Source organism: Ligilactobacillus murinus (genome assembly GCF_003288115.1).
In the GTDB taxonomy this organism is placed as follows: domain Bacteria; phylum Bacillota; class Bacilli; order Lactobacillales; family Lactobacillaceae; genus Ligilactobacillus; species Ligilactobacillus murinus.
The window spans coordinates 409,625-423,960 of the sequence record NZ_CP023565.1 but is presented as its reverse complement, the minus strand read 5'-3'; the positions used below and the strand labels follow the sequence as shown (position 1 = coordinate 423,960).

Sequence of the window (14,336 nt, the reverse complement as noted above, 5' to 3'; positions counted from 1 at the left end):
TTTATATTATAGGTGCTATTCTAAACCAACACGTTTAAAAATATCATCAATATGTTTCAAATGCCAATGATAATCGAACGCATCGTCAAGATCTTCTTTGGATAAACGACTCATGATCGTTGCATCACTTTCAAGCAATGGGCGGAACTGTGTTTGTCCATCCCAAGCTTTAGCTGTATATGGTTGCACAAGGTCATAAGCTTCTTCACGGCTCATACCAGTATCGATCAACTTCAGCAAGACCCGTCCACTGTAGATCAAGCCAAATGTCTTATCCATGTTGCGCTTCATGTTTTCTGGGAAAACCGTCAAATTCTTCACGATCCGACCAAAGCGATTCAACATGTAATCGATCAAGATCGTTGTATCTGGTAAAATGATGCGTTCTGCTGAAGAATGAGAAATATCACGTTCATGCCATAAAGCAACATTTTCATAAGCTGTGACCATATGACCACGGCAAACACGAGCTAAACCACAAATATTTTCTGAGCCGATCGGGTTACGCTTATGTGGCATTGCAGATGAACCTTTTTGCCCTTTAGCAAAATATTCTTCGACTTCACGTGTCTCTGATTTTTGTAAACCACGGATCTCAGTTGCAAATTCTTCCAAGCTTGTAGCGATCAAAGCTAAAGATGCCATGTAATCAGCATGCAGATCACGTGGCAAGACTTGACTCGACACTTCTTGTGCACGGATCCCTAATTTTTCACAGACGTATTCTTCAACAAAAGGATCGATATTAGCATATGTTCCGACCGCACCACTGATCTTGCCTGCTTCAACACCTTTAGCAGCACGATCAAAACGTTCGATATTACGTTTCATTTCTGAATACCAACGAGCTAACTTAGCACCAAATGTTGTTGGTTCAGCATGAACACCGTGAGTCCGCCCCATCATCACTGTATTTTTATGTTCTCGTGCTTTATCAGCTACGATCTGAGTAAAATCTTTAAGGTCTTTTCGGATGATATCGTTAGCTTGCTTTAATTGATAACCATAAGCTGTATCGACCACGTCTGTGCTGGTCAAACCATAGTGGACCCATTTTTTTTCTTCCCCTAATGATTCAGATACATTACGTGTAAATGCGATCACATCATGGTGGGTCACCGCTTCGATCTCTTGAATGCGGTCAACGTCAAATTTAGCATTTTGCTTTAATTTTTCGACATCTTCGGCTGGAATATGTCCTAATTTAGCCCATGCTTCATCAGCAGCCAATTCAACCGCTAACCAACATTCAAATTTTTTCTCATCTGTCCAAATTGCAGCCATTTCAGGCCGTGTATAACGTGAAATCATTAATGATTCTCCTTTGATTGTGTTTAATCCCAAACTTGAGTTGCTTTGATCTCAGCTAAAGTCTGTTCTAGATCGTCAGTCAAGATCGTAATATGCCCCATCTTACGATCTACTCTAACATCTTTTTTGCCATAGTCATGGAAATGCCATTGTGGCTTTCGGGCGATCAAGTCTTCACTTAAAGCCTTATGTTGCCCTAAAATATTGACCATGATAGCCGGTTTCAACAATTCGATCTTAGGCAAAGGCCAATTCATGACTGCCCGATTATGTATATCAAATTGCGAGAAGTTGCAGGCTTCGATCGAATAATGTCCTGAATTATGCGGACGTGGCGCTAGTTCATTGACGTAGATCTCACCGTTAGGCTCTACAAAAAGTTCCACACCTAAGATCCCCCGTAAATTTAAACTTTGAGCGATCTTTATTGCAATGGTCTGTGCTTTTTTATGTTCCTTTGAAGTGATCCGGGCTGGTATGATGCTTTCATGCAAGATATGGTCACGATGAACATTTTCACTGACTGGAAAGACAGTTACTTCTCCTTTAGCATTCCGTGCGACCATAACAGAACATTCCAAAGAAAAATTCACAAAGCCCTCTAAGATACATGGACCTTGTGCTAGTAATTCGCTGGCAACATCAAGATCAGCCTCTTCTTTGAGCGTAAACTGAGCTTTACCGTCATAGCCTCCTTCACAAGTCTTTAAAATACTTGGAAAACCTAATTGAGCTACTGCTTGCTCAAGCTCTGCCCTTGTATTGACTGCTCTAAATGGAGCTGTCTTTAAACCATGCTCATGTAAGAAAGCTTTTTCGGCTAAGCGATTCTTAGTTATCTGCAGCAATTTTGTCCCTTGTGGCAATAATTTAGCATCTGTTAAATGCTCTAAAGCTGCTAGATCGACATTTTCAAACTCATAAGTCAAAACATCAGATCGCTTTGCTAATTCTTCTAAAGCCAAAAGATCATCATATGGCGCCACTATCTGGGCATCAGCTGCCTGTCCAGCTGGACAAGTGGCATCAGGATCTAAAATGATCGTCTTTAGCCCCATCGCTTTAGCCGATAAAACTAGCATTTGCCCCAATTGACCACCACCGATGATCCCGATCGTTTGCCCTTGTTTGAGTTGCGCTGTATCAGCCAAGAAGATCACCGCTTTCCACAGCTTTATCATGCATTTCCTGTCGATAAGCAAGGAGATCTTTTTGGATCGTCTTATCGGTAACACCCAGGATCTGCAGTGCCAATAGAGCAGCATTTTTAGCGCCTGCTACGCCGATCGCAGTCGTTGCGACTGGAACCCCCGCTGGCATCTGAACGATCGATAATAACGAATCTAAGCCATTTAAGGATCGTGACTGAACTGGAACACCAATGACTGGTAAAACAGTATTAGCAGCGACCATTCCCGGCAGATGGGCCGCACCACCAGCCCCCGCAATGATCACTTCGATCCCATTATCTACAGCGTCTTTAGCAAAGGCCATCATTTCTTCGGGCATACGATGAGCCGAGATCACAGCCTTATCATATTTTACACCAAATTCATCTAAAACAGCAGCTGTATTTTTCATGGTCTCCCAATCAGAATAGCTGCCCATCACAATACTAATTCGATTACTCAATCTAAGCGCCCGCCATATCTATGTGGGATCGCATAAAACACGACCGAAAGCGATATAGCATATCCTTTCTTGGTTATTTTCAAACTCAAAAGCTTGGGGGACACCACTACCACACTATTTTCCAGCGGCTATCAAGATCTTGATCAGCCCTCAAGTTGCTTTAAGCATAACAAAGTGGCTTATAATTGTCAAAATAAAAAATCGAACTATTTTTTAAAATATAATAATTTTATCCGTATAATATATAAAAAAACACACAAACACATTTTATTTTAAGGAAAACACGAAAAAGCACCCAATAACTGGGTGCGATCAATTATTCGCAAGTACTGCGTTTGATGTCTTTAGGATTTAAGATCACCCGTTGCTCGATCACAGGTACCGAACGCTTCTTCAAGAAAAGTGGGACCTTTTCAAGGTGGACCTCACTAGTTTCAAGTCCGAACCACTGAACTGGTGTCGTACTGTGATTTTGAATAAAGATCCGTGCCGAGATCAACAAGCGCATCCAGGCTGAGATACGCGTATCTGGCGATAAAACTTCTTGGATCGCTAAAACAGAAAAGTTACCCACGATCCGTCCAGGAACTGTCGTATATTTTTGTGGCTGTTCATCGATAACATCTTTTTGCATCAGATCAGAAACTATCTGATAAAGATATAAGTTGACGCTTGGATTCATCTTATAGCCTAAATATAACTGTAAATTAACGATATTACGTGTGCCGAGCATATCGACCGTATAATAGTTAGTGTAAGGTTCATCGGTCGTATTGACAGTAACGAACCAGTAAACTTTAGCGCGCTTAGGCTTTTTATCTAAGATCGAATACAACAATTCACGTTTGACACTAAGATCGCGCTTTACCTTAGCTAAAACGATCAAGTTATCTGTAAAAAGTGGTTCACTTTCATCTTTGGCTAGCGCTTGTAACATCGACTTATAATCCTTTAAATTGACCATCTCAGATCGATCTGCATAACGCTCACGTAAACGATTTCCAAAGAACCAAACAAACATCAAGCTTAAGATCAACAAGGTGATAAAGACCGTCACATAACCGCCATGCATGAATTTACTTAAGCTAGCAGCTAAAAATATCAGTTCGATCACACTAAAACAACTTAAGACTAAAACTGCACTGATCCGTTTTTCTTTAGACCGCAGATACTCAAATAATAAAAGCGTCGTCATCAACATCGTCAAGGTGATCGCTAGACCGTAAGCTGCTTCCATATGTTCAGAAGTCTTAAAGTAAAATAAAACGATCGTCGTAGTCAAGCACAATAACCAGTTGACTGCAGAAATATAGATCTGCCCGCGCGAAAGACTAGGATGCTCAACTTTCATGCGGGGGAAAAGTTTTAAACCAACTGCTTCTTGAACTAAGGTAAATGAGCCTGTGATCAAGGCTTGTGACGCAATAATGGCCGCCAACGTTGCCAAAACTACACCAAACAAATACCAATCTGAACTTAAAACAGCATAGAATGGATTTTCAAAGTTAGTTTGGGCTTTTATCTGAGCTAAGTGTGTACTCAAATATGCTCCTTGGCCAAAATAATTCAATATAAGCGCCGTGCAGACGAAGGGCCAGGTCAGATAGATGTTGCGCTTTCCAACATGCCCCATATCTGAATACAGCGCCTCAGCCCCTGTCGTTGCCAAAAAGACGCTCCCTAAAATAAAGATCCCAACTTTATTTTCTGGTGAAAACAGCAATTTTAAACCATAATGTGGTGACAAAGCGACTAACATCCCAGGGTCACTAGCTAAATTGATCAGACCAACGATCGCTAAAAAGCTAAACCAGATAAACATCACCGGTCCAAAGCCTTTACCGATCAAACTTGTCCCAAATCGCTGGATCAAAAATAAAACTAATAAGATCACAAATGTTACAATGATCACACTATTTTGAGATGCGATCGGAACATTTTGACCAAATGCAACCCCCTTTAAGCCTTCGATCGCACTGGTAACGGTCACCGCTGGGGTCAAAGTCCCATCAGCTAATAAAGCAGCCCCACCGATCAAAGCCGGAATGATCAGCCACTTTTTTTGATGGCGCACTAAAGCATACAGGGCAAAGATCCCCCCTTCACCGTGATTATCTGCTTTCAACGCGATCAAAACATATTTGATCGTTGTCATCAGCATCAGAGTCCAAAAAACTAACGAGAGACAGCCAATAAGATATCCACGGGTCAAGTTTTGCGGACTTCCTAGATCCGCTAATAAAGCCTTCATCACATACAAAGGCGAAGTTCCTATATCCCCGTAAACGATTCCTAGGGTGATCAAAGACCCTAAAAATAGCTGTCTTTTTTGTTTTTCCATTATCTCACGAGCCTTTCTGGCAGGCTATCATCTTGCCTACAGTCTGCCACATAAAAAATTTTATATAGAGAAATATATGCCTCTCATAACAATTAGTCAAGTAATTCACCATTTGAAAAACAAGCGCTAAAAATGTAAGATAGTTAAGTACATTAACCGAGAGGATGAACTTTCTATGATCACACTAGCTGGGATAATTGGATCAGGTAAATCAAGCCTAACACAGATCTTGGCCCAAGAATTAGGTTCAGAGCCGTTCTTTGAACCCGTTGAAGACAACCCTGTCTTACCCTTATTTTATAAAGGTAACGAAATCGCAGCCAAAAAACGTCAAGCTGGCGATAAGGATGCTACTAATCCCTATGCCTATCTGTTACAAACTTTCTTTTTAAATCGACGTTTTATGATGATGAAGCAAGCTATGCGACACCCAAACAACATTTTGGATCGCTCGATCTATGAAGATGCGATGTTCATGAAGATGAATACCGATATGGGAAATGCAACTCAGATCGAATATGCGACCTATCAAGAACTTTTAGGCCATATGCTGACTGAACTTAAGGCAGCTACTCCGACTAACGATACTGATCTGATGGTCTTGATCAAAGTTTCCTATGATACGATGATCAAGCGCATCCAAAAACGTGGACGTAAATATGAACAGATCTCAACTGATCCTTCATTGATCGAGTATTACCAACGTCTCTTACGGTATTATGCTGACTTTGAAAAAAATTATGAACTCTCTCAACTATTGATCATTGATGGCGATAAATACGATTTTGTTGAAAATCAAGCAGATCGTAATTACGTTTTAGACCTGATCGAAGACCGTTTAGTTACCCTCGGCAACTTGAGTGCTAAACAGGCTGAGAAATTAAAAAAAGAACGCCGTGCCTAATAAAAAAACTGTAGCCCTGATCGGACTACAGTTTTTTTGATACAATTGCTAAAACTATTACTTAGCATATTCGACCGCTCGTGTTTCACGAATAACGGTAACTTTGATATGCCCTGGATATTCAAGTTCTTCTTCGATCTTATTTCGAATATCACGTGCTAAAACAGTTGCCTCTAAGTCGTTGACCTCATTTGGTTTAACGATGATCCGAACTTCACGCCCAGCTTGGATCGCATAACTCTTCTTCACACCTTCAAATTCATTAGAGATATTCTCCAATTTTTCAAGGCGGTGAATGTAGTTTTCTAGCGACTCGCTCCGAGCCCCTGGACGTGCAGCTGAAACTGCATCAGCCGCTGCAACTAAAACTGCGATCGTTGATTTTGGTGCTACATCCCCGTGATGAGATTCGATCGTATTGACAACGACATCGTTTTCTTTATATTTCTTCGCCAATTCTACCCCGATCTCAACGTGAGAGCCATCAACTTCATGATCGACCGCTTTTCCGATATCGTGTAGTAAACCTGCGCGTTTCGCTATTGTAACATCTTCACCTAACTCAGCTGCAAGGACCCCTGTGATCTTCGCAACTTCGATCGAATGATCCAACACATTTTGACCGTAACTTGTCCGATAATTCAAACGACCGACCGTCTTGATCAAATCTGGGTGCATTGAATGGATCCCAAGATCAAAGATAGCTTCTTCACCAGTCTGGCGGATCCGGCTATCCATTTCCTTAGTAGCCTTTTCGACCATTTCCTCAATGCGTGCCGGATGGATCCGACCATCTTGGATCAATTTTTCTAAGGCCATTTTGGCAATCTCACGTCTTACAGGATCAAAACCACTCAAAACGACAGCTTCAGGAGTATCATCAATGATCAGATCGATCCCTGTCAAAGTTTCAAGTGTGCGAATATTACGCCCTTCACGCCCGATAATGCGGCCCTTCATCTCATCATTTGGTAAGTTAACGACTGAGACGGTGGTTTCAGAGACCATATCAGCTGCACTACGTTGGATAGCCTGCGCGATCAAACTCTTGGCTTTTTTGTCAGCTGTGGCTTGAGCTTGTGCTTCACTTTCCTTGATCATCACAGCTAACTCATAACTCAAACTGTTACGTGTCTCTTTAAGAATAAGCTCCTTAGCTTGGTCTTTTGTCAAAGCGGCGATTTCTTCCAGCTTATCTTTTTGTTTTTGTTCAAGTGAAGCGACTTCTTTGCTCTTTGCATCTAATCTTTGTTGCTCAGCACTCAATTGATCTTCTTTTTGTGTAAGCACTTGTTCGCGTTTGTCTAAGACTGAATCCTTGCGATCAAGGTTCTCTTCTCTTTTCAACAAACGATTTTCTTGTTTCTGAACTTCAAAGCGTCTCTCTTTCAATTCGCCTTCGACTTCTTTACGGTAGCGATGACTTTCATCTTTTGCTTCCAGTAAAGCCTCTTTTTTGGCACTAGCAATAATACCTTTGGCCGTTTGAGTTGCGGCATCTAGCGATTGTTCATAACTACGCTTTCGATAAAAGATTCCTAAAGCAAAACCTAGCACTAAAGTCAAAACAGCGATTGCGAGGATGGCACTAATAACAATATAGTTCAAGTTTGCACCTCCGCGATCTATTTTATCGTGGTAAATCGACGGCTTAGGTCTAATTTACACACAATAATATTTTAATGTTTAATGTTGGTAAATGTCAATCATTATCAGTCTGTTTGACCTTTTATCTAAATAATGTCGAAAAAAAGAGTAGTCCTAGCAACCGGCTACTCTTTAAAGTTTATTTTTCATCATTGCCTAAGTCTAAACTGACCGGCTTATTAGCTGCCTTTTTATCAGCTTTAGCCGCTTCTTTTTCCTTAGCTTTTTTTTCTTTTTCAAGTGCTTTTTTCTCTTTTTGTGTGAGCGTTGGTGTATCACGAACTTTTTGGGTAATCTCGTCGGCCACTTCAGGATGTTCACTCAAGTAAGCCTTTGTCTTTTCACGACCTTGACCAATATGACTACCACCATATGAAAACCATGAACCACTCTTTTCGATGATATCTTTTTCAACTGCTAAGTCGATCAATTCACCCATCTTCGAGATCCCTTCGCCATACATGATATCAACTTCTGCCGTTCTAAATGGTGGTGCGACCTTGTTTTTCACAACCTTGATCCGAGTCCGGTTACCTAAGACATCGGAACCATCCTTGATCTGTTCAGCACGCCGAACTTCCAAGCGGATCGTTGAGTAAAACTTAAGGGCCCGTCCACCAGGGGTCGTTTCCGGATTACCAAACATCACCCCAACTTTTTCACGGATCTGATTGATAAACAAAGCGATCGTCTTAGTCTTGTTGATCGTACCTGAAAGTTTACGCAAAGCTTGAGACATCAAACGCGCTTGTAAACCAACATGTGAGTCGCCCATCTCACCTTCGATCTCAGCTTTAGGAACTAAAGCCGCTACGGAGTCAATGACCACGATATCTACCGCACCAGAAGAGACCAAGGCATCTGCGATCTGTAGACCTTCTTCACCAGTACCGGGTTGAGAGAGCAATAAGTCGTCGATATTTACGCCCAAAGCTGTCGCATATGCAGGATCAAGCGCATTTTCCGCATCGATATAGGCTGCTAGACCGCCTTGTTTTTGAACTTCAGCTACCGCTTGCAAGGCAACGGTGGTCTTACCAGAACTTTCAGGCCCATAGATCTCCACGATACGTCCCCTTGGGAAACCACCTACTCCCAAAGCTTCATCAAGGGCCAATGAACCACTTGGAACAGTTGAGATCTGGGTATCAGCCTTTTCACCCATCTTCATGATGGCACCTTTACCGAAATCTTTTTCGATCTTCTTGAGCGCTTTGTCTAAAGCAACTTGTCTTTCGTCAGCCAAATTTACTCCTCCTCTTTGTCATCTACTCACAAAGAACGTTTCCTAATCTACGTTCAATTACTCTGTACCATATATCATACTTATTTTTTTCAAAAAAAGCAAGCGTTTTGCGAACTAATGTTTGACATGTTTTAGCCTCACTTTAAAGATACGCAAAATCTTTGGATCTCTATGCAAATAAATAGACCACTTCACCAGTTGAAGTAGTCTATCGTTTTTAATCGTTAAAAGAATCGGCAAAAATACTTCTACTCTTCCAAAAATAATCCAAACCTGAATATACTGTAAAGAATAAGCAGATGTACAATAAGATCTCACCGATCATGATATTTGCATTGATAAAGAAAACATTATTCAAATACAAGAACAAGATCGCAAACATTTGGGTCATTGTTTTGATCTTACCTGGGAGTTCAGCCGCCATGACTTTACCATCATTTTCAACGATGATCAAACGCAAACCTGTTACAGCCAATTCGCGGCAAACAATGATCGCTGCGACCCACGCAGGTACCTTGCCCATTTGTACTAAGATGATAAATGCAGTCATTACTAACATCTTATCAGCTAAAGGATCAGCAAATTTGCCAAAATTGGTAACTAATTTTTGTTTACGCGCGATCTGACCATCCGCAAAGTCCGTGATCGAAGCAACCGCAAAGATCAACGCTCCGAGCAATTGTGTGGTCGGAATAACAGTACCAGCTAAAACTACCTCGCCCCAATCAAGCGGTAATAGTAAGACCAACATGAAGATCGGGATCAAAATGATCCGTAAAACTGTCAATTTATTCGGTAAATTCATAATTTTCTACTGTGTTGGCGGAAAAGTTTCACACTTTGAAAAGCGCACAGTTTCCTTTCTTAGATTTACTTATACTTTGGCATCCACCGTTTTCTGCCATACTACTTTTATTGTGCTGTTGTTTGGGCAACATTTAGGGTGATCGTACGTACGGTCAAAGTCTCGTTTTCTTTTAAGAAATCAAATTTCTTACCGTTGATCTTGATCGAGGTAGCCTTTGAGTTTCCTAAATTCAAAGTGATCGTTGTTGTATTTTCAGGGATCTCAACTGTTTGTGACGTATTAGCAGCATTGAGCGTCCCTTGCCAGACTTGAACTCCATTAGCTGAAACAGCATTCCAAGCTGTTGCGCCATCAGAAACTGTCATTTCGATCTTGTTTGTAGCCGGAGCATTTTCTAGATCATATACGAAAGCTGAACCCGTAGCTGAAGTATTAGTGATCTTTTGTTTAGTTGTCTTTTTAGATTCCTTCTTAGCTTTTGTACTTGAGCTTTCTTTTTTAGATGTGCTGCTACTACTTTCACTACTTGAAGCTTTTTCCTTAGAACTACTACTCTTAGCAGAACTTTCAGAAGAAACTGAGACTTTTTGGCTGTTATCGGCGATCTGTGTACTGCTATTACGTTCACGATCTCCCCAAGCAAAGATATAGATCGTTCCTAAGATCGCAACTACGATAGATACGATAATGATCGTAGGTAAATAACGGATCAACCCTGCAAGAATCGGTGACATAGTTTTTTCTTCTTCGCGCTTGACCGCTTCAGTACGCGTCGTTGCTTCTGTTTCTTCTAGTTTGGGAGCCTTATCTTCATCTAGCTTAGCTAGCAACTCTTCTGGATCGATCCCAACAGTTTCTGCATATTGCTTGATAAAAGCTCGCACATAGAATTTACCTGGTAGCGCTGCAAAATCACCGTCTTCGATCGCGATCAAATAACGTTTTTGAATCTTGGTCGTTTGTTGCAAGTCGTCTAGTGTCAAACCTTTTTCTTTACGCGCTTCTTTTAAAATTGTTCCAATATCTGTCATTTTATCTAATTTCTCCGTCTCTTTTTTAGATTCTATCGTCTACACGAGCCAACCACCGGTCACATAAAGTGTCTGACCCGTTAAATAACTAGCTTTAGGGGCTAACAACATTTTTACGAAATAACTTATCTCACTTGGCTGAGCAAAGCGACCACTGGGGATCTCTTCTTTTACTGCTTGCCGTTCACTACCAGAAAACATCTGATTCATCTGCGTATCTATTGCTCCAGGTGCGAGCGTATTGACCGTGATCCCCAAAGAAGCTACTTCTTTACTATAAGCTTTGCAAAAAGCACTTTGCGCTCCTTTTACCGTACTATAACCGACTTCTAAAGCACTACCAGCCCCACCATAGACCGAGCCGATAAACACGATCCGCGCTGCTTGACTGCGGGCTAATTTAGCTTCGAGCAATGCGATCAAACGCAACGGACTTTGTAGTTGCATCGCCAACAACTGATCAAAAGCTTGTGGTTCTTGTTGGCTAAATAGACCATACTCTGTCGTTCCTTGCGCAAAGATCAATGCATCTAGACTGCCAAAGATCTGGGAAGCTACTTGCAACATCGTGTCTGGTGCTGTAAGGTCAGCTTGGATCGTTAAAAAATCCTGCTTGGGATAATTCTTTGCTAGTTCTACTACTAGATCATCTACACGCGTTTTGTTGCGATAGTAATGTAAATATAACGACCAGCCATCAGCAGCTAAGTCTTTAGCTATTTGGTGACCTAGATCACCTGAAGCTCCACAGAGCAAAGCCCATTTCATTTATCTTCATCTTCTTTCGGGAGAATTTGGTAAACACTGATCGCTTCTGACCGTAAGAACTGCTTGGCCACAGCTTTGATATCAGCTAAAGTCAATTGTTCTAAAAGCGCTCCAACATCAAACAAGGTCGCATTTTCAAACAGCTCAGCTTCATAACGATTGGCGATACTCTCTAATGAATTCATCGCTTGGATATTACGTCCGATCAGCTCACGTTTAGCTAATTCAAAAGCAGCTTCTTTATCGTCTAAAAACTCTAACGCGTGCTCAGCGATCTCGATCACGGCATTGGATAGTTCTTGTGGTTTATTGGTATCACCCGAGATCGTAGCAAAATGAAAACCTCGTTCTAAAGAAAAATCATAACCAAAACTGTCGTCTAAGATACCTTCATCATAAAGTTCTAGGTATTTATCTGAAGTTTCGCTGTAAAGTAAGTACAATAATAATTCGACTGCTAGCTTATATCGCAGACCTGCTCGACCTGCCGGTACTTTATCCAGTCCCTTGATCCCTATGATCGTTTTAGGACGCTGGACCTCCAATTCCGTCATCCGATAAGGAATAATATCTCTACCTTCTAGATCAAAAAATTCTTCAGCTCGCTTGATCGGCTCAGGACTTGGGAATTCCTTAACTGCTTGATTTTCTTTGATCAACTCGAGCATAGCTTCAACTTCAAAATTCCCGACTAAGAAGAGATCCATGTTACTTGGCTGATAAAAAGTCTTGTAACAGTCATAAAGATCTTTGGCAGTGATCTTATTGATCGAATCAACTGTCCCAGCGATATCTATACTTAATGAATTTTTAGGATACATGTTCTCAATGATCCCAAAATATAAGCGCCAATTGGAGTCATCATCATACATTTTGATCTCTTGACCAATGATACCTTTTTCTTTTTCAACTGTCTTTTCCGAAAAATACGGCGTTTGCACAAAATCCAATAACGTCGTCACACACTTAGCAACATTTTGTGTCGTTTGAAATAGATAACTCGTACGCGTAAAACTGGTAAAGGCATTCGCATCAGCCCCATATTTACCAAATAGTTCAAAGGCATCGTGATCTTCTTTTTCGAATAATTTATGTTCCAAAAAGTGGGCGATCCCATCAGGAAAACGACGAATTTCAGTCTCACCTAGAGGAACAAATTCGTTATCAACTGAGCCATAATCAGTCGTCAAGATCCCATAGGTCTTATGAAAATCTGTTCGCGGCAAAAAATTGACTTTTAGCCCATTATCCAAAGTAGCCGTATAAAGCGTCTCGTCAAATTGCGGATAACTATTGATCTCCACTAAATATGCCCCCCATCTAAGAAAAATACGGCTTGAAGCTCAGCTAAATTTGCCACCTCTACCACGTCTTGATGTGAAACTTGGTTGATCTTTTCGATCCAGATCGCTGGTGTTTCCGACACTTGACTCAATATATCTAGCTGACTACGTGTGATCGCCGTCATTTGATTATCTAAACGGCTTTCATAACCGTTGATCAAATTTAGTTTGATATTTTCTAATTCAGTTTCACTGAATTTTCCTGCAGCTAGATCAGTAACTTGTTGTCTGATCAAGCTGTAGGCTTTTTCTTTGTCCCTTGTCTTGATACCCGTCTGGATCAAGAGCACCTGCCGGAAGGGATCAAAATTACTACTTGCATAATAAGCAAGACTTTCTTTTTCGCGTACATTAGCAAATAATTTGGACTGTGGCGAGCCCCCCAATAAGGCATTAAAGACTACAGCAGCATAGTGGTTAGCATCGCGATAAGTGGTCGGCAATCGATAAGCTAAGTCTAACTTGCTTTGATTTAAAGTCTGTTTTTCGACGACTTCGACCACTTGGGTCCGTGTTGGTTGCTCATAACAAAGCTTGGTGATCGCAGTCGTTCTTTTGCCAAAAGGTAATGCAAGCACATTTTCCTCAACTTCAGCTTCTAAGACATCACCTGACACGAAGATCTGGATCTGATCATTTTGAAGCATTTCCAAATAATAAGCGTAAAGTTCAGCTGCCGTAACTGAAGCTAGATCCTCCACTGTCCCATAGTTAGCAGCTTGTTGGATCGCATCCTCAAAATAAACCTTTTGCAATTCTAACGCCGCATAGGACTGTTTATTATCTTTGACTGCTTCGATATAAGCGGTCAAATTAAGCTTTTGACGCTCAAAAGTTGCTTCATCAAAGGCTCCATCATTGGCTAATGGGGCAAAGATCAATTCTTTTAAAAATGAGAAAACTTGACCTAACAAATCTTCGGGATGCAAAAGATAGTTATCATTTACACAATTCAAAACAAAATTTAGAATATGTACTTGCCCGCGCCGGCTGACTGTTGTACCAAAACTTGCTCCATACATCTTGGAAAGCTCTAAGGCAACTGCTTTTTGTGTCGGATAAGCTTGACTACTCGTTTCTAAAATATTAGCTAATAGCGTTCGCATAACGAGTTCTTTGCGATCTGTCAACTCTTTTAAAAATGAGATCACGACTCGTGTTGTCTTGAACTGTTGTGTAGGGATCACATTCAACATGACCCCCGTATTGATTTCTTTTTGCACTAACAGTTCCCCCTTCGATATGTTACTGATATATTTCTAGTTGTTTAGTCAAATAGTTTATATACTCTCTAACTATGATAAG

12 protein-coding genes are annotated in these 14,336 nt (G+C 41.0%); 1 reads left to right on the top strand and 11 read right to left on the bottom strand.

Translation table 11 applies throughout. The features are described 5' to 3' along the window. Nucleotides 1-15: 15 nt before the first annotated feature. The 4 genes from purB to CPS94_RS02095 all read right to left on the bottom strand — a co-directional run bounded on the left by purB (nt 16) and on the right by CPS94_RS02095 (nt 5,284). Nucleotides 16-1,311, bottom strand: a complete 1,296-nt coding sequence (purB, locus tag CPS94_RS02110) for an adenylosuccinate lyase (RefSeq protein ID WP_004048171.1) — start codon at nt 1,309-1,311, stop codon at nt 16-18. 23 nt (nt 1,312-1,334) lie between these two features. Continuing rightward, nucleotides 1,335-2,492, bottom strand: coding sequence for a 5-(carboxyamino)imidazole ribonucleotide synthase (purK, locus tag CPS94_RS02105; RefSeq protein WP_112195416.1), 1,158 nt, complete (start codon nt 2,490-2,492; stop codon nt 1,335-1,337). Next, nucleotides 2,455-2,892, bottom strand: a complete 438-nt coding sequence (gene purE / locus CPS94_RS02100) for a 5-(carboxyamino)imidazole ribonucleotide mutase (protein WP_407936379.1) — start codon at nt 2,890-2,892, stop codon at nt 2,455-2,457. Before purE ends, purK begins: the two co-directional genes overlap by 38 nt. A 367-nt stretch (nt 2,893-3,259) precedes the next feature. Beyond that, entirely contained in the window at nt 3,260-5,284 is a 2,025-nt protein-coding gene (locus tag CPS94_RS02095) for a KUP/HAK/KT family potassium transporter (protein WP_112195421.1), read from the bottom strand. Between the two features lie 175 nt (nt 5,285-5,459). Here CPS94_RS02095 and CPS94_RS02090 point away from each other — a divergent pair, with 175 nt between their 5' ends. Continuing rightward, the gene (locus tag CPS94_RS02090; protein ID WP_112195423.1) at nt 5,460-6,188 is read left to right on the top strand and encodes a deoxynucleoside kinase; all 729 of its coding nucleotides are present in this window, start codon (nt 5,460-5,462) and stop codon (nt 6,186-6,188) included. A gap of 57 nt (nt 6,189-6,245) precedes the next feature. Here the strand turns inward: CPS94_RS02090 and rny are convergent, their stop codons facing one another. The 7 genes from rny to yfmF all read right to left on the bottom strand — a co-directional run bounded on the left by rny (nt 6,246) and on the right by yfmF (nt 14,254). Beyond that, nucleotides 6,246-7,796: a ribonuclease Y gene (gene rny, locus CPS94_RS02085; RefSeq protein WP_004048183.1), complete on the bottom strand. Its 1,551-nt coding sequence runs from the start codon at nt 7,794-7,796 to the stop codon at nt 6,246-6,248. Between the two features lie 178 nt (nt 7,797-7,974). Further along, on the bottom strand, nt 7,975-9,081 hold the full coding sequence (gene recA / locus CPS94_RS02080) for a recombinase RecA (protein ID WP_112195425.1): 1,107 nt from the start codon (nt 9,079-9,081) through the stop codon (nt 7,975-7,977). 217 nt (nt 9,082-9,298) lie between these two features. Continuing rightward, nucleotides 9,299-9,886 carry a CDP-diacylglycerol--glycerol-3-phosphate 3-phosphatidyltransferase gene (gene pgsA / locus CPS94_RS02075; protein ID WP_004048187.1) on the bottom strand — a complete coding sequence of 196 codons (588 nt, stop codon included), beginning with the start codon at nt 9,884-9,886 and terminating at the stop codon, nt 9,299-9,301. A gap of 107 nt (nt 9,887-9,993) precedes the next feature. After that, complete coding sequence (locus tag CPS94_RS02070) at nt 9,994-10,920, bottom strand: helix-turn-helix domain-containing protein (RefSeq protein ID WP_112195428.1); 927 nt, start codon at nt 10,918-10,920, stop codon at nt 9,994-9,996. A gap of 39 nt (nt 10,921-10,959) precedes the next feature. Continuing rightward, nucleotides 10,960-11,688 (bottom strand): elongation factor P 5-aminopentanone reductase, encoded by a 729-nt coding sequence (ymfI, locus tag CPS94_RS02065; protein WP_004048191.1) that lies wholly within the window; start codon nt 11,686-11,688, stop codon nt 10,960-10,962. After that, entirely contained in the window at nt 11,685-12,992 is a 1,308-nt protein-coding gene (gene yfmH / locus CPS94_RS02060; protein WP_112195429.1) for an EF-P 5-aminopentanol modification-associated protein YfmH, read from the bottom strand. Before yfmH ends, ymfI begins: the two co-directional genes overlap by 4 nt. Further along, nucleotides 12,992-14,254 (bottom strand): EF-P 5-aminopentanol modification-associated protein YfmF, encoded by a 1,263-nt coding sequence (yfmF, locus tag CPS94_RS02055; protein WP_191981791.1) that lies wholly within the window; start codon nt 14,252-14,254, stop codon nt 12,992-12,994. Before yfmF ends, yfmH begins: the two co-directional genes overlap by 1 nt. Nucleotides 14,255-14,336 lie beyond the last annotated feature (82 nt).